Raw genomic sequence first — 16,082 nt, forward strand, 5'->3', positions numbered from 1 at the left:
GGGCTGGGAGATGTGTAAAAGAGACGGGATGTGTAAAAGAGACGGGTCCCCCCCCCCCCCCCCCGCCCCGGCCCGCCCCCGCCGCGGCCCGGCCGGGATCCGGGCCGCGGCGGGTGCGGGCCGGATCGGGGAGCGCGAGCGGCTACTTCGCGCCGGCGCCGAAGCGCGGGCTGTGGGCCTCGTTGAGGGTGATCTGGATCGACTGCTGCGTGGTGTAGAAGTCGATGGAGCGGTAGCCGCCCTCGCGGCCGAGGCCCGAGGCCTTCACCCCGCCGAAGGGGGTGCGCAGATCGCGCACGTTGTTCGAGTTGAGCCACACCATGCCCGACTCGATGCCGTTGGCGAAGTTGTGCGCGCGCTTCAGATTCGAGGTCCACACGTAGGCGGCGAGGCCGTACTTGGTGTTGTTGGCGAGCTCCAGCGCCTCCTCATCGGTGTCGAAGGGCGTGATCGCCACGACCGGGCCGAAGATCTCCTCCTGGAAGATGCGCGCGTCCGGCTGCACATCCGCGAACACGGTGGGGGCCACGTAGTTGCCCTCGGGGAAGCCCTCGGGGCGGCCGCCGCCGGCGACGAGCCGGCCCTCCGTCTTGCCGATCTCGACGTAGCTCATGACCTTCTCGAAGTGACTCGGGTGCACGAGCGCGCCGACCTCGGTCTTCGGATCGGAGGGGAGGCCGACGACGATGTTCTTCGCGCGCTCGGCGTAGCGGGCGACGAAGTCGTCGTAGATCTCGCGCTGCACGAGCACGCGGCTGCCCGCGGTGCAGCGCTCGCCGTTCAGGCTGAAGACGCTGAACACGGTGGCGTCGAGCGCCTCTTCGAGGTCGGCGTCGGCGAAGACCACGGAGGGGCTCTTGCCGCCGAGTTCGAGCGACAGGCCCTTGAGGAACGGCGCGGCATTGGTCGAGAGCATCGCGCCGGTCGAGCTGTCGCCGGTGAAGGAGATCAGGGGGACGTCGGGGTGCTTCACGAGTGCGTCGCCCGCGACGCCGCCGGATCCGAGGATGAGGTTGAAGACGCCGTCGGGCAGGCCGGCCTCGCGGAAGATCTCGGGCCACAGCGCTGCCGAGAGCGGCGTGTAGCTGGCGGGCTTGAGCACCACCGTGTTGCCGGTGGCGATGGCGGGGGCGAGCTTCCACGACTCCTGCATGAACGGCACGTTCCAGGGCGTGATGAGGCCGGCGACGCCGATCGGCTTGCGGTTGACGTAGTTGATCTGGCGGCCGGGGACCTTGGTCACGTTGTCGTGCTGGGCGACGATGAGGTCCGCGAAGAAGCGGAAGTTCTCGGCGGCCCGGCGCGCCTGGCCCTTGGCCTGGGTGATGGGGAGGCCCGAGTCCCAGCTCTCGATGAGCGCGAGCTGCTCGTCGCGCGACTCGACGATGTCGGCGATCTTGTGCAGGATGCGCGAGCGCTCGCGCGGGAGCATGGTGGGCCAGGGGCCCTCCTTGAAGGCGCGCTTCGCGGCGGCGACGGCGAGCTCGACGTCGGCGGGCTGGGCCGAGGCCGAGGTGATGTAGACCTCGTTGGTGACGGGCTCGATGACGTCGAACTCCTCGCCGCCGATCGACTCGACGAACTCGCCGTCGATGAAGTGGCGGATCTTGTCGGGGAGGCCCTCGGGCTTCTGGTGCGTCATGGTGTTCCTTCCTGCGGAGGTGGTCGGTCGGTGTCTGCTGATGTCGGTGTCTGCTGGGGCGGGGTGCCTGCGGCGGGCGGCCGGCGCCGGTGCGGTGCCGGGGACCGGGGCCGGGGATACTGCCCCGGCGCGCCGCTACGCCGCGGGGGGCTCAGCCCGGTGCTTCGTCTGCTCCTGGTGCGCCATGACGGCGCGCAGCGTGGCGAGCCGGTGCTCACGGGCGGCGAGCTCGATGTCGAGCTCGGGGGCGCGAGCCGCGAGCAGCGCCAGGAGCCGGTCGTGCTCCTCGACGGACTCGTGGGCGCGGCCGGGCACGAAGCTGAAGGAGGAGTCGCGCAGCACCCTCATGCGGTTCCAGCCGCGGTGCACGAGGTCGAGGATGTGCGGGTTGGGGCAGTCCTCGAAGAGCACGCTGTGGAACTCGAGGTTCAGCTCGGTGAAGCGCTGCGGGTCGAAGTGGTCAAGGGTCCGGCGCATGCGCTCGTTGATCTCGGCGGCGCGCGCGAGCTGCTCCTCGGTGATCTGCGGGGCGACGAGCGCGGTCGCCGCGCCCTCGACGAGGGCGAGCGTCTGCATGGTGTGCAGGTACTCGGTCTCCTTGATGAGCGCGACCTGGGCTCCGACGTTGCGCTCGAAGGTGACGAGCCCCTCGGCTTCGAGGCGGCGGATCGCCTCGCGCACGGGCACCACCGACATGTCGAGCTCGGCGGCGATCGGCGCGAGCACGAGCCGGTAGCCGGGCACGTACTGGGCGCTGTCGATGCGCTCCCGGATCAGGCGGTAGGCCCGCTCGGACTTCGATTCGGCGGCCATCGTCAGGCCTCCGTCCCGCGCTCGGCCTCGTAGCGCGCCCGCCACTCGGCGTTCATGGGAAAGAGCCCGTCGACCGCGGCACCCTGCGCGACCTGCTCGGCGACCCAGGCGTCGGCCCGCTCCTGCTCCGCGGCCTCGCGGGCGACCTCTTCGAGCAGGAAGGGCGGGATCACGATCACGCCGTCGCGGTCGCCCATGATGATGTCGCCCGGCTGCACGGCCGCACCGCCGCAGGCGATGGTGACGTCGACCTCCCAGGGGACGTGCCGCCGCCCGAGCACGCTCGGGTGGGCGCCCTGCGAGAAGACGGGGATGTCGAACTGCTGCACTGCGGCGAAGTCGCGCACGCCGCCGTCGGTGACGATCCCGGCAGCCCCGCGCACCTGGGCGCGCAGCGCGAGTACGTCGCCGACGGTGCCGGTGGAGGGGATGCCGCGGGCCTCGACCACGAGCACCTCGCCCTCGTTCACCGTGTCGAAGGCGCGCTTCTGCGCGTTGAAGCCGCCGCCGTGGGCCCTGAAGAGGTCGGGGCGGAAGGGGATGAAGCGCAGGGTCTTCGCGGTGCCGAGGATCGTGTCGCCCTCGTGGTTCGGGTGCACGCCGTCGATGAAGATGTCGACGTAGCCGCGCTTCCGCAGCGCTGCCGAGACGGTGGCGACGGCGACGCCGTCGAGCAGCTCGCGGATCTCCGCGGTGAGGGGGGAGGCGGACCCCGACTCGTCCGTGGCGTGAGCGGGCGCGTCGAGCGGGCTCGCCTTGCCGGCGGCGACGGCCGCGGCGTGCGCGGCCGCGTCGCCCCACGCCTCGATGCGCTGCTGATCGGTCACCGAGGGGCGGTTGCCGAAGTCGCCGAAGGTGCGCTGACCCTGTGTGACGGTGGTGACCAGGCGGCCGGTGCGCGGGGCGCCGGGTGCTCCCGGTGCGTCGACCTCGACCTCGACGGTGTCGCCGGGCACCACGACGGAGGAGCCGGCCGGCGTCCCGGTCAGGATCACGTCGCCGGTCTCGAGCGTCATGTGCTGGGAGAGGTCGGCGACGAGCTGGCCGAAGGGGAACTCGAGCGTGTCGCTCGAGTCCTCCTGCACGAGTTCGCCGTTCACCCAGGTCCGCACGCGCCAGGCGTCCTGGCCGATACCGGCGGCGGGGATGGCGGCGGGGCCGACGGGGGTGTAGCCGTCGCCGCCCTTGTTGCGCAGATTCGAGCCCTTGTCGGCTGCGCGCAGGTCATAGAGGCCGAAATCGTTGGCGGCGGTGACGGCCGCGACGTGCTTCCAGCCGTCCTCGGGCGCGACCCAGCGGGCGGGCTCGCCGATGATGAGCGCGATCTCGCCTTCGAAGGCGAGCAGCTCGGTGCCGGCGGGTCGCTCGATGATGCTGCCCGAAGGGGCGAGCGAGGAGGCCGGCTTCAGGAAGTAGGACGGGAACTCCGGGGCGCGGCCGCGCTGCGCGATCCGCGAGGGGTAGTTGAGATGCACGGCGATGATCTTGCCCGGTGTCTCGATGCCCAGCTGGTGGTGTCCGTATGTCATGGCGACCTCGCTCACTCTGCGCGCGGGGACCGCCCGCGGCGACCCCGTCACTTCATATTTCTTATCGTATACGATTTGGCGTGCTTCGGGAAGTGCCTCCGGAAGGGAGCGCCCGCCCGCCCATGCGGCCGGGCAAGTGCGACCCTCGGGCGCCGCCGGGCTCAGTAGCTGGCGCGGGGCACGGCGGCGGAGCCGGAGGCGGTGAAGCGGTCTACGAGAGCCTCGGTCTGACGGGCGAGGATCGCGACGTCCGCGCCCACCGCGACGAAGGCGGCCCCGGCCTCGATGTAGCGTTCGGCGTCTGCAGGCACGAATGCATTGACGCCCGCGGGCTTCCCCGCCGCACGCGCCGCCGCTATTGCCCGCAGCACCGCCGCCACCACATCGGGGTGGCTCTGCTGCCCGAGCAGCCCCATCGAGGCGGCGAGGTCGGAGGGCCCCACGAAGATCGCGTCGACTCCATCGGTGGCGACGATCCGCTCCACGTCCTCGACCGCGGCACGCGACTCGATCTGCACGGTCAGGCTGATCGTCTCGGAGGCGCGGCCGAGGTAGCCCTCCACCCGGTTCCAGCGCGCGGACCGGGCGAGCGCGGATCCGACCCCGCGCACGCCCCCGCCCGCGCTGCCGTCGGGGTAGCGCACGGCGCGCACGATCTCGGCTGCCTGCTCGGCGGAGTCGACCATGGGGACGAGCAGGTTCTGCGCGCCCAGGTCGAGATACTGCTTGATCGTCACCGTGTCGCCGAAGGGCGGTCGCACGAGCGGGGCCGCGGGGTAGGCGGACATGGCGTAGAGCTGGGCCAGGATTGACTCCAGGCCATTGGGGGAGTGCTCGGCGTCGAGCAGCACCCAGTCGCAGCCGCTGCCCGCCACGATCTCGGCGGTGACCGGGCTCCCGGCGCAGGCCCACAGGCCGATGAGCGGACGGTCTGCGGCGTCGAGCCGCTCGCGCAGGGTCGCGGGGAGACTCAGACGAAGCGGCATGTCACCGACCCCAGCTCGGCGTAGTCGGCGTGCACGGTGTCGCCGCGCTCCACCCACATGGGCTTCGTGAAGGAGCCCGCGAGGATGATCTCGCCCGCGTCGAGCGACTGCCCGTGCTGCGCGAGCTTGTTCGCGAGCCAGGCGACACCGAGCGCGGGGTGCCCGAGCACGGCGCCCGCCACGCCCGAGTCCTCGATGGTCTCGTTGCGGTAGAGCAGCGCCTTCGCCCAGCTGAGGTCGATCTCGTCGACCCGCACCGGCCTGCCGCCGACGACCATCGCGCCCATCGCGGCGTTGTCGCTGATCGTGTCGACGATGGTGCGGCCCTCCAGCTCCAGGTGCGAGTTCAGCACCTCCAGCGCGGGCACCGCGTAGGCGGTGGCGTCGAGCACGTCGAAGAGGCTCACCTTCGGGCCGCTCAGCGGCTTGGCGAGCACGAAGGCGAGCTCGACCTCGATGCGCACATTCGAGTAGCGGTCGAATTCGAGCACCGCCCCCGACTCGTAGACCATGTCGTCGTGGATCACGCCGTAGTCGGGCTCGCTGATGCCGGTGGCCAGCTGCATCACCTTCGAGGTGAGGCCGATCTTGTGGCCCACGAGGCGCGCGCCCGCCGCGATGCGGCGATCCGACCAGACCTTCTGGATGGCGTAGGAATCCTCGACCTCCATCCCGGGGAAGCGCGAGGTGAGCCTCGGCAGCACGGCACGATCGCGGTCGGCCTGCACCAGCTCCTCGGCAATGGATTCGATCTGCGTCTGGTCGAGCACGGGTCCTCCGATTCCTAGGCGTGCTCAGATCGTATACGATCCGCGGCGCATGTGCCAGGGCGGAGCGGGCCCTGCGGCCGCGGACCCGGGGCCGCGCCGGCCGTTCATCCCCGGGCACCGGGAATTGACACCCGTCCGCGCTAAGCTTGTATGATGAGCAATTCTGAACACGTCGACAACGCAGAGCCCAGCGAGACGGCCGCGAGCGACGTCGCCTCCGCAGAGGCAGCCGCATCGGCCGGTGCCGATACCGAAACCGAAACCGACGCGCTCCTCGAGAGCGCAGCGCCCGCGGGTGTCTCCGAGACCGGGGCCGTCGCCGGCTCGGCAGCCGCCGAGACCCCCGCGGAGCCGGATGCGCCCGAGCGCGTCACCTTCGCCGATCTCGGCCTCCGGCCCGAGGTGCTGAGCGCCGTGACCGCGGTCGGCTACGAAACGCCCTCCGCGATCCAGGAGGCCACGATCCCGGTGCTCCTCGAGGGGCGCGACGTGGTCGGCCTCGCGCAGACCGGCACCGGCAAGACCGCCGCCTTCGCGCTCCCGATCCTGAGCCGCATCGAGCCCGGACAGGGCGTGCCGCAGGCACTCGTTCTCGCGCCCACCCGCGAGCTCGCCCTGCAGGTGTGCGAGGCATTCGAGAGCTACGCCTCCCGGCTGCCCGAGGTGCACCTGCTTCCCGTCTACGGCGGCCAGGCCTACGGTCAGCAGCTGAGCGCACTGCGACGCGGCGTCGACATCGTCGTGGGCACGCCCGGCCGCATCATGGACCACCTGAACCGCGGTTCGCTCGACCTCAGCCAGATCAAGTACCTGGTCCTCGACGAGGCCGACGAGATGCTGAAGATGGGCTTCGCGGAGGACGTCGAGACCATTCTCGCGGACACCCCCGACACCAAGCAGGTCGCGCTCTTCTCGGCGACCATGCCCGCCCAGATCCGCCGCATCTCGCAGCAGCACCTCAACGATCCGCGCGAGATCAAGATCGCCGGCAAGACGCAGACGAGCGCGAACATCACGCAGCGCTACGCCGTCGTGTCGTACACCCAGAAGCTCGACGCGCTCACGCGCATCCTCGAGGTCGAGCAGTTCGACGGGCTCATCGTCTTCACGCGCACCCGCGGCGACTCCGAGCAGGTCGCCGAGAAGCTGCGCGCCCGCGGCTATTCGGCCGCCGCGATCAACGGCGACATCCAGCAGGCCCAGCGCGAGCGCACGGTGCAGGCGCTCAAGGACGGCAAGCTCGACATCCTCGTCGCCACCGACGTCGCCGCGCGCGGCCTCGACGTCGAGCGCATCAGCCACGTCATCAACTACGACCTGCCGATCGACACCGAGAGCTACGTCCACCGCATCGGCCGCACGGGCCGCGCGGGCCGCTCGGGCGACGCGATCAGCTTCGTCACGCCGCGCGAGCAGCGCCTGCTCAAGGCGATCGAGAAGGCGACGAAGCAGCCGCTCACGCAGATGCCGCTGCCCCGTGTCGCCGAGGTCAACGCGACGCGCCTCAGCCGCTTCGACGACGCGATCACCGCGGCGCTCGACGAGACGCAGCGCATCGAGGCCTTCCGAGACATCATCGACCACTACGTGCGTCACCACGACGTGCCCGAGGCCGACGTGGCCGCCGCGCTCGCCGTCGTGGCGCAGGGCGACACGCCGCTGCTGCTCTCGGAGGACGAGGACCGCAAGTTCGAGCGCGATCGCAAGCAGGCGGCGCGCTTCCTGGAGGACACGGACCGGGATCGCTCGCGCGGCGAGCGCGGGGAGCGGGGAGCGCGTGCCGAGCGCGGGGAGCGGCCGGAGCGCGGTCCGAAGCGCGACGACCTGCGCATGTACCGCATCGAGGTCGGCCACCGGCAGCGGGTGAAGCCGGGCCAGATCGTGGGTGCGATCGCGAACGAGGGCGGCCTCGGCCGCGACGACTTCGGCCGGATCCAGATGCGCGATGACTTCTCCCTGGTGGAGCTGCCGGCGAAGCTGTCGCGGGAGGCGCTCGATGCGCTCGCGCAGACGCGCATCAGCGGCAAGCTCATCGAGTTGCGGCCGGACACGGGGCCGGCGCGCGACGGGAAGCGCGGCGGATACGACCGCGGCGGGCGCGGCGACCGCGGCGGGTACGACCGCGGCGGGCGCGGCGGTCAGGATCGGGGCGGCTACGGCCGCGAGGACCGCGGCGGACGCGACGGTTACGACCGCGGCGACCGCCAGGGCCGCGGGGGCCGCGACGGCTACGACCGCGGGGATCGCGGCGGCTACGACCGCGGGGATCGCGGCGGCTCGGACCGGGGTGAGCGCGGTTTCGACCGCGACTCGCGCAAGCCGCGCTGGGACGGCGACGATCGTCGCGGATCCCGGGGCGAGCGCGGTGATCGCGGCGGCTGGCAGGGTCGGCCCCAGCGCGACGACCGCAACCGCGACGGCGGCCGCGACCGTTCCGACGGCAAGCGGAAGCCCCGCTGGTGATCTTCGCGCGAGCGGCCTGATCCGCCCCGCGCTCGCGAGCACGCGAAAGGGGCGCCCCCACCGAGGTGAGGGCGCCCCTTTCGCGTGCCTGCCGCGCGCCTCAGAGGTCGCGCAGAGAGCTCGCGTCACCTGCGGTTCACCGGATTGGGCTCTGGCTGCGTTGTCGTCGGAGTCTTCACCACCTCTCGCTCCGCTCCGTAGGCTGCCGCCGTGTGCCGCACCACGACCCGAGAAAACGCGACGCGTTTTCTTTCGGGCCGTGCCAGTGAAGCCCTCCTCCTCCGCCTTGCCAGAACCCAACCCGGCACATCCTCGCAACGACGCACCTGTCCGCGCGACCTCTCAGCGGCCGCTGATGACGTGCGGTTCGGCGACCGCCTTCAGCCCCTCCACGCCGAACTCGCGGCCGTAGCCGGAGTGCTTCGCCCCGCCGAAGGGCACCATCGGGTGCAGTCCGCCGTGCGAGTTGATCCAGGTGGTGCCGGCCTGCAGCCGCGCCGCAACCGCCATCGCCTGCGCGCGGTCCTGCGTCCACACCGAGGAACCCAGGCCGTATTCCAGCTCGTTGGCGAGCCGGATCGCCTCGTCGAGCTCGGTGTAGCGGATGATCGGGAGCGCCGGCCCGAACTGCTCCTCGACGACGAGATCGTTGTGCGGGTCGATGTCGGCGACGAGCGTGGTGGGGTAGAAGTTGCCGGGCGCCTCGCGATCCGGATCGCCGCCGAGCACCACGCGCGCACCCGAGGCCTTCGCGGCCTCCACCAGCCGGTCCACCGTGTCGAACTGCTTCCGGTTCTGCAGCGGTCCGAGCACGTTCTCCTCGCTGAGCCCCACGCCCATCGGCACCTGCGCCGCGAACTTCGCCAGCTCCTCGACGACGGCGTCGTAGACGGAGTCGTGGACGTAGAGCCGCTTGAGCGCCGCGCAGGTCTGGCCGGTGTTGATGAAGGCTCCCCAGAAGAGTCCCTCCGCGATCGCCGCCGGATCGACGTCGGGCAGCACGATCCCGGCGTCGTTGCCGCCGAGTTCGAGTGTGAGGCGGGTCACGTTCTGCGCCGAGGCCTCGATGATCTGCTTGCCGACCGGGGTCGAGCCCGTGAACATGATCTTGCTGATCCGCGGGCTCTTCGTGAGCGCGTCGCCCACCACCTTGCCGGGCCCGGTGACGACGTTCAGCACGCCCTCGGGCAGCACCTGGTTCATGACGGCGACGAGGGCGCGCACCGACAGCGAGGTGGTCTCGGCCGGCTTGATCACCACGGTGTTGCCCATGCGCAGCGACGGCGCGATCTGCCAGATCGAGATCATCATGGGCCAGTTCCACGGGGAGATGGCGCCGACCACGCCGAGCGGCCGGTAGTGCATCTCCGCGTAGCCCGACTCGTCGTCGACGATCACCTCGACGGGGAGCGGGGTGTCGGCTGCGGTGCGCGTCCACACTTCGCAGCCGCCCACCTCGAAACGGGCGTTCGGCCCGTTCAGCGGCTTGCCCTGCTCGCGCGAGAGCAGCTCGGCGAGTGCTTCCGCCGACTCCTTGATCGCGTCGGCCGCCCGGTGCAGATACGCCTGGCGCTCCTCGTCGCCGAGCGCCGCCCAGCCGGGCTGCGCCGCCTCGGCCCGGTCGATCGCCGCCTCCAGCTCGGCGACGGACTCGACGGCCGCCTTGCCGATGACCTCGCCGGTCGCGGGATCGACCGCGTCGACCGTCTCGCCGCCCTTCGCGGTGACCGCGTCGAGCAGCTCTGCGTACGTCTTCATGAAGTGAACCTCCGCTTCGAGTCCGATAGTGCTCTCAGGCTATGACGCGGTCCGCGACCCCGCTTGACTGGCGGGGTACGCCGCTTGTCTCTGGGCGAACACCGCCGATGCGCCGGTCGACCGCGGTGCTGCGCCGCTGGCACCCTGGGGGAGCCGCGCGGTGACGAGGCCGCGCGCGAGAGGAGTTCTGATGTCGAGTCAGTCGGGATCGGCCGCGGCGCCGGAGAGCGTCATCGTGGTCGGTGCGGGTTCGGCGGGGTCGGTGGTCGCGAGGCGGCTCGCCGACGCGGGAGTGCGCGTGACCCTGCTGGAAGCGGGCGGGGAGGACACGAACCCCGCCATCCACGATCTCAGCCGCATGGGCGAGCTCTGGCACAGCCCCGACGACTGGGATTACTTCACCGTGCCGCAGCCCGGGGCCAACGGGCACCGCCTGCACTGTCCCCGCGGGAAGGTGCTCGGCGGATCCCACGCGCTCAATGCGATGATCTGGGTGCGCGGCACCCCGCAGGATTTCGATCACTGGGCCTCGCTCGGCAACGACGGCTGGGAGTGGGAGCGGGTGCTGCCGGTCTACCGCGCCATCGAGAACTACCGCGGCGGCGGCGAGCCCGCCCTGCACGGCGCGGAGGGCCTGCTCGACGTCACCGACGACTACGAGCTCTCCCCGATCCAGCAGTCGATCATCGACGCCGCGGTGGAGGAAGGGCTGGAACGCAATCCCGACTACAACGGCGCCACGATCGAGGGGGTCTCGCAGCAGCAGATCACGGTGCGAGGCGGCACCCGGCTGAACACCTACCTGGCCTACGTCAAGCCGGCCCGAGATCGCATCGCCGTGGAGCTGGGGTGCCACGTCCACGAGCTGATCTTCGCGGAGCCCGCCGCGGCGGGGGAGCGGCCGCGCGTGATCGGGGTGCGCTTCGCCCAGGGCGGGGAGCTGCGCGAGCTGTTCGCCGAGGAGGTGATCCTCGCCGCAGGGGCGATCGACTCGCCGCGGGTGCTGCTGCGCAGCGGCATCGGGCCGGGGGAGGAACTGCGCGAGGCCGGCGTCGAACCGCGGGTCGAGCTGCCCGGGGTCGGCAAGAACCTCCACGACCACTTCCTCGTGCCGGTGATCTTCGGCACCGAGAAGCCCATCGACCCGCCGCGCGAGGGGGTCTCCGTCACCCAGTCGCACCTGTTCTGGAAGAGCCGCCCCGAGCTCGACCGTCCGGACACCCAGCCCATCCACTTCTCCGTTCCCATGTACGGCGACTTCCTCGAACCGCGGGGCGACAACGGCTTCTCGCTCATGGCGGGCCTCGTCACCCCGGAGTCGCGCGGGGAGATCCGGCTGTCGGGGCCGAGGCCCGAGGATCCGCTGCTGCTCGACCCCCGGGCGCTCAGCGCCGAGAGCGATGTCGAGTCGCTGCTCGCCTCGGTGCGACAGTGCCGCAGGATCGGGCGTCGGGCGGCGCTCGCCGCAGCTCCCGAGGACGGCGGCTGGGGCGCCACCGAGGTGTATCCCGGTCCCGAGGTGGGCGACGGCGAGGATCTCGTCGACTACCTGCGTCACACGCTCGCGACGTACCACCACCAGGTCGGCACCTGCAAGATGGGGGTGGACGAGCTGGCCGTGGTGTCGCCGCGCCTGGCCGTGCACGGCGTGGACGGGCTGCGCGTCATCGACGCCTCGATCATGCCGCGCGTCACCACGGGCAACACGAACGCGCCGTCCGTGCTGATCGGCGAACTCGGCGCGCAGTTCGTGCTCGCCGGCGAGCGCTGAAGCCGGGGCGCGGTGGTCACTGCGGCGGGCGCGGAGGCCGCCGCGTCGCGGCCTCAGCCCCGCCGCAGCTCGCTCGGCGAGACGCCGTAGGCGGCCTTGAAGGTGCGGCTGAAGTGCGCCGCGTCGGTGAAGCCCCACCGCGCGGCGATCGCGGAGACCGTGCGGTCGCTGAGCACCGGGTCGAGCAGCTCGGCGCGGCAGCGTTCGAGCCGTCGGTCGCGGATGCGCGTGGAGACCGTGGAGCCGGCCTCCCGGAAGAGCGCGTGCAGGTGGCGCGTGGAGATGTAGTGCGCTGCGGCGATGCTCCGCGGTGAGAGATCCGGTGAGCCGAGATGCGCGTCGATGTGCGCGTAGATCTTCTGCAGGAGGAGCTGGCGCGGGTCGCGCTGCTGCGGATCGGCGTCGAGGATGTGCGCGAACAGCGTGGAGACGAGATCGAGGCTCGTGTGCGCGAGCTTGGCCCGGACGCGTTCGTCGATGCTGGTGAGCTGCCCGGGGAACTGGGCGAGGAATCCCGAGATGACCTGCGCGAGGCCGGCGTCCTCCCGGTTCAGGGACACCGCGGTGAGCTGCTCCGTGAAGGCGTCGGGCAGTTCCAGGCGGTTCTTGGGGAACATCATGATGAGGTTGCGGAACGCCTCGTCGAAGAGCAGCGAGTAGGGACGCGAGGTGTCGTACACGGTGAGGTCACCGGGCTGCATGACGGTCTCGCGCCCGTCCTGCACGATGATGCTGCTGCCCGCCAGCAGCAGGCTGACCTTGTAGTAACCGCTGCCGCCGCTGGCGATCGTCTCCGGCGTGCGCTCGACCAGGTGCGGCCGGGCGGTGACCTCGGTGAACACCACCTCGTCGGCGTCGGCCGACACCAGCCTGGCCTCGAACGGCTCGGTGTGCTCCGCCGAGACCCGCAGCGGCACGAAGGAGGCGGAGACGATGCTGCGGAAGCCCTCGATGTCGGCGGCGCGCGCCGGCGCGGGGGCCTCAGCAGCCGGGCCGGCGAGGCGCGGATCACCGGAGGAAAGGCGGGCGCGGGGCGCGGATCCGGTTCGCGACGCTGCGTGTGCCATGCTGCTTCCTCCGCTCGTGCCGTGTCCCCCAGGGGCCTGCGGCGCGCGCTGTGGCGCCGATGCCCGGTGCCCCGAGGATACACGCTTTTCCCGCATCCTCCCCGCCCCGTGCCGGGCTCCTTTTTACGAGACAGCACACCCCCACACCCACCCACCCTCTGTTCGCCGCGCGGCTCCAATTGTATAAAAGGCCCCCCCCCGCCCCGCCGCGCCCGCTCTGCCCGCTCCGCCGCGCCCGAGTCGCCGCAGGTGTATACCTTTCTCGCCCGCGTGTACCCAAAACACCGTGATTGAGGTGCACGTCGGCGAGAAAGGTACACGCCGACACTCCATGCGATGCGGGTGTGCGGCGTCGCGGAACTTCGCTCACATCCTGGGTCCTGGGTGGAGCTCTCCACAGATTGCGGACTACGCTGCCGCAGCGGTTCTCGGCGGGCGAAGATCGCAGCATGGAACTCGAACGTGACCTCGCGCGAGCACGGGCAGAGCTCAGAGACACCGCTCGGCTTCGCCGCGATGGCATGAGCCACCGTGATATCGCCGATGCGGTGAGCTCGGGACGCCTCGTGAGGCTCTGCCGAGGGTGGTTCGCAACTGCCGAGTTCTGGGGGATGGCACGAGCGGAGCAGAGGCACCTCGCGGCGATGATCGCAGCGAACGAGGGCCGGGCCGAACGGCCGCTCTTCTCCCATCGTTCCGCTGCAACGCTCCACGGGCTCCCCGTCTGGTCCCGCTGGATCGCGGGCGAGCGGAACACGGCGCCGGCACGGGCGCTCGCCGAGGAGCTGCGGGTGGAGACGACCGAGTGCGCGACCTCACGTGGGACGCACAACGGCCGTCGGATCCGGCACAGGTGCGCCGTGATCCCTGCGGACGTGATGACTCTCGCGCAGCTCAGCTGTACCTCACCCGAACGCACGATCTTCGATCTCGCCCGTTCGGAGCCGTTCCCGATCGCCCTGGCCTGCGCGGACGAGCTCCTCCGGCGGGAAGCGCGGGTCGGGCACTCCGTAGACCGGAGAGCGTGGTCGGCCTGGCGCGCCCGGCTGGAAGCACGCGCTTCGGCGCACGCGGGCAGACCCGGGGCGCGGGCGCTGCGCATGCTCGCACGGTTCGCCGATCCTCGAGCGGATTCTCCAATCGAGACCGTGAGCCGTCTGAGATTCCTGCAGCTCGGGATCGAAGCCGAGCCGCAGGCGGAGGTGCTCGGGGCCGATGGGAACACCTATTTCGCCAAGGGGTACCTTGATCGCGGTGGAGAAGGTATACGTCGGCGAGAATGGTACACGGCGGGTGCCCGGCTCCCTCCGGGGCGGGTGCGGCGCGCGACCCGGCGCAGCGGCTCAGCGTGCGGGGACGTCGAGGCCGTTGGCGCGCTGGATCTCGCGCTGGTACTCGGCGACCACGCTGCGGGACACCCGGCAGTCGAGCAGGATCGTGCCCCGTGCCCCGGCCGCGGTCCAGTCGCCGAGGGCGTCGAGGTCCGCGAGCCGTTCCACCCGCACCCCCTGCGCGCCCAGCGCCGTCGCGAGAGCCGCGAAGTCCACCTCGGGAATGAGCATGGGCTCCTGGTCGAGCCCCATCGTGCCGTAGAGGTGGACCTCCGCGCCGTAGGCGCCGTCGTTCCAGACGACGATGACGCCGCTGGCGGAGCAGCGGATCGCGGTCTCGAGGTCGGCGAGGGCCATCAGCGCGCCGCCGTCGCCAGTGCTCAGCACGGTCGTGCTGTGCGGCGCCGCCGCGGCGACGCCCGCCACCGAGGGGAGGCCGAGGCCGATCGTCTGGTAGGCGGTGCCCACCATGATCATGCGCTCGGGTGCGGCTACCGGCCAGAACATGTTCGCCCAGCCGATGAAGTGCCCGCCGTCGCTGGCGACGTGCCGCTCGGCGGGCAGGAGCTCGCCGATCCGCGCGGCGACCGCGCGGGGGTCGAGGCGGCCGTCGCCGCAGAGTCCCTCGGGGTGGGCCGTGCGCCCGGTGTCGCGCACGCGCAGCGTCCCGCCGGCTTCGAGGCCGGGCGTCGCCTCGCGCCACCCGCTCGGGGACCCCCCGGCATCCGTGAAGGCCGCGAGCAGGGAGCGCAGCGAGGAGCGGGCATCGCCCTGCAGCAGCATGTGGGTGATGGGGTGATTCGACGCCGGCGGCGCGAGCGGCTCCTCGTCGATGCGGATCACCGCGGTGCCCGGGCCGAAGAGATCCCCGAAGCGCATCGTGAACTGGTTGAGACTCGCCCCGACCACGACGGCGGCGTCGGCCGACTGGATCGTCGCCATCGCATCGTGCTGGCCGAATCCGCCTACCACGCCGAGGTCGAAGCGCTGCTCGGGGAAGATGCCGCGGGCGAGCGCGGTGGTGCCCGTGAGCGCCCCCAGCGCGTCCGCGAGCTCGCCGAGCTCGGAGGCGGCACCGGCGAGGTGGGCCCCGCGTCCCGCGATGATCACCGGCCGCTCCGCGTGGAGCAGGGCCTGCACCGCGGCGTCGATCTGGTGGGCTGCCGGCCCGCCGCCTCCCGGCCCCGCGGTCCCTGGACCGGGCTCCGCGACCGAGGAGCCGTCCGCGGAGGTGGCGCCGGGCCCCGCGGCCTCCGTCGCGGGAAGGGTTCCCGCCACGGAGGCGCTGAGGGATGCGAGCACCGCCGGGTCGGCGAGGTCGATGCCGGGTGGTGGGGTTGCCGGGGCGAGCGAGGACGCGGGCTCGACCGTCGCCGCCGCGGCCAGGTCGTAGGGGATGGCGAGCACCACCGGGCGGCGCACCCGCTGCGCGTAGGCGACCGCGCGGTCCACGGTGCGCTCGATCCCCGTGACCGAGAGCGTGTGCGTGCGGACGCCGAGGGCGGCCGCGAGCATCTCCTGATCCACGTCCCAGGGGCGCGGGCCCCCGCTCGGGGCGTCGCCGACGGCCACGAGCATGGGGGTGCGCGCCTGGGCCGCCTCGGCGAGGGCGGTGAGCGCGTTGGTGAAGCCCGCGCCATAGGTGGTGGTGGCGATCGCGAGGCGCCCGCTGACGCGCGTGTAGGCGTCGGCTGCCGCGACGGTCGCCGCCTCGTGGCGCACCGCCGTGTAGGGCACTCCGAGGTCGCCCAGGCTCTGGATCAGGTGCGCGTTGCCGTTGCCCATGAGGCCGAAGGCGTGGTGGGCGTGGCGGGCGAGGGCGGCGGCGAGGGCATGGGCGAGCGTGGGCGCGGCAGTGGACATCACAGATCCTTGGGAGAAGTCGAGCGACAGAGAAACCGTGTATGTCTCGCCGGGCGCCTGCGCCGCGACAGCAACGCCCCTTTTTCGGG

10 protein-coding genes are annotated in these 16,082 nt (G+C 71.7%); 2 read left to right on the forward strand and 8 right to left on the reverse strand.

Annotated features, from left to right (window positions below; genetic code table 11):
• Nucleotides 1-142: 142 nt before the first annotated feature.
• From hpaE to B4915_RS13725, 5 genes are all read right to left on the reverse strand, one after another.
• Complete coding sequence (gene hpaE / locus B4915_RS13705; protein ID WP_105806390.1) at nucleotides 143-1,642, reverse strand: 5-carboxymethyl-2-hydroxymuconate semialdehyde dehydrogenase; 1,500 nt, start codon at nucleotides 1,640-1,642, stop codon at nucleotides 143-145.
• A gap of 135 nt (nucleotides 1,643-1,777) precedes the next feature.
• Nucleotides 1,778-2,455: a GntR family transcriptional regulator gene (locus B4915_RS13710; protein ID WP_105806391.1), complete on the reverse strand. Its 678-nt coding sequence runs from the start codon at nucleotides 2,453-2,455 to the stop codon at nucleotides 1,778-1,780.
• Nucleotides 2,456-2,457: 2 nt separating this feature from the next.
• A complete protein-coding gene (locus tag B4915_RS13715) occupies nucleotides 2,458-3,984 on the reverse strand; it encodes a fumarylacetoacetate hydrolase family protein (RefSeq protein ID WP_105806460.1) in 1,527 nt (508 codons plus the stop codon).
• Nucleotides 3,985-4,145: 161 nt separating this feature from the next.
• A complete protein-coding gene (locus tag B4915_RS13720; RefSeq protein WP_105806392.1) occupies nucleotides 4,146-4,970 on the reverse strand; it encodes an HpcH/HpaI aldolase family protein in 825 nt (274 codons plus the stop codon).
• Nucleotides 4,955-5,740 carry a fumarylacetoacetate hydrolase family protein gene (locus B4915_RS13725; protein ID WP_105806393.1) on the reverse strand — a complete coding sequence of 262 codons (786 nt, stop codon included), beginning with the start codon at nucleotides 5,738-5,740 and terminating at the stop codon, nucleotides 4,955-4,957. Before B4915_RS13725 ends, B4915_RS13720 begins: the two co-directional genes overlap by 16 nt.
• 153 nt (nucleotides 5,741-5,893) lie before the next feature.
• Here B4915_RS13725 and B4915_RS13730 point away from each other — a divergent pair, with 153 nt between their 5' ends.
• On the forward strand, nucleotides 5,894-8,203 hold the full coding sequence (locus B4915_RS13730; RefSeq protein WP_425436381.1) for a DEAD/DEAH box helicase: 2,310 nt from the start codon (nucleotides 5,894-5,896) through the stop codon (nucleotides 8,201-8,203).
• A gap of 342 nt (nucleotides 8,204-8,545) precedes the next feature.
• On the opposite strand, the gene B4915_RS13735 is transcribed toward B4915_RS13730, so the two are convergent.
• Nucleotides 8,546-9,961, reverse strand: coding sequence for an aldehyde dehydrogenase family protein (locus B4915_RS13735; protein WP_105806394.1), 1,416 nt, complete (start codon nucleotides 9,959-9,961; stop codon nucleotides 8,546-8,548).
• Nucleotides 9,962-10,151: 190 nt separating this feature from the next.
• On the opposite strand from B4915_RS13735, the gene B4915_RS13740 reads away from it, so the two are divergent.
• Nucleotides 10,152-11,732 carry a GMC family oxidoreductase gene (locus B4915_RS13740; RefSeq protein ID WP_105806395.1) on the forward strand — a complete coding sequence of 527 codons (1,581 nt, stop codon included), beginning with the start codon at nucleotides 10,152-10,154 and terminating at the stop codon, nucleotides 11,730-11,732.
• 53 nt (nucleotides 11,733-11,785) lie between these two features.
• Here the strand turns inward: B4915_RS13740 and B4915_RS13745 are convergent, their stop codons facing one another.
• Together B4915_RS13745 and B4915_RS13750 are read right to left on the reverse strand one after the other, a co-directional pair.
• Entirely contained in the window at nucleotides 11,786-12,799 is a 1,014-nt protein-coding gene (locus B4915_RS13745; RefSeq protein WP_105806396.1) for an AraC-like ligand-binding domain-containing protein, read from the reverse strand.
• A gap of 1,343 nt (nucleotides 12,800-14,142) precedes the next feature.
• A complete protein-coding gene (locus B4915_RS13750) occupies nucleotides 14,143-15,993 on the reverse strand; it encodes a thiamine pyrophosphate-binding protein (protein ID WP_105806397.1) in 1,851 nt (616 codons plus the stop codon).
• Nucleotides 15,994-16,082: the final 89 nt, after the last annotated feature.

This window comes from Leucobacter massiliensis, assembly GCF_002982315.1.
Taxonomy (GTDB): domain Bacteria; phylum Actinomycetota; class Actinomycetes; order Actinomycetales; family Microbacteriaceae; genus Leucobacter; species Leucobacter massiliensis.

What these genes read in the sequence shown, in the direction of transcription:
- hpaE (WP_105806390.1), bottom strand. Translation starts at nt 1,642, where the DNA reads ATGACGCACCAGAAGCCCGAGGGCCTCCCCGACAAGATCCGCCACTTC.
- B4915_RS13710 (WP_105806391.1), bottom strand. Translation starts at nt 2,455, where the DNA reads ATGGCCGCCGAATCGAAGTCCGAGCGGGCCTACCGCCTGATCCGGGAG.
- B4915_RS13715 (WP_105806460.1), bottom strand. Translation starts at nt 3,984, where the DNA reads ATGACATACGGACACCACCAGCTGGGCATCGAGACACCGGGCAAGATC.
- B4915_RS13720 (WP_105806392.1), bottom strand. Translation starts at nt 4,970, where the DNA reads ATGCCGCTTCGTCTGAGTCTCCCCGCGACCCTGCGCGAGCGGCTCGAC.
- B4915_RS13730 (WP_425436381.1), top strand. Translation starts at nt 5,894, where the DNA reads ATGAGCAATTCTGAACACGTCGACAACGCAGAGCCCAGCGAGACGGCC.
- B4915_RS13735 (WP_105806394.1), bottom strand. Translation starts at nt 9,961, where the DNA reads ATGAAGACGTACGCAGAGCTGCTCGACGCGGTCACCGCGAAGGGCGGC.
- B4915_RS13740 (WP_105806395.1), top strand. Translation starts at nt 10,152, where the DNA reads ATGTCGAGTCAGTCGGGATCGGCCGCGGCGCCGGAGAGCGTCATCGTG.
- B4915_RS13745 (WP_105806396.1), bottom strand. Translation starts at nt 12,799, where the DNA reads ATGGCACACGCAGCGTCGCGAACCGGATCCGCGCCCCGCGCCCGCCTT.
- B4915_RS13750 (WP_105806397.1), bottom strand. Translation starts at nt 15,993, where the DNA reads ATGTCCACTGCCGCGCCCACGCTCGCCCATGCCCTCGCCGCCGCCCTC.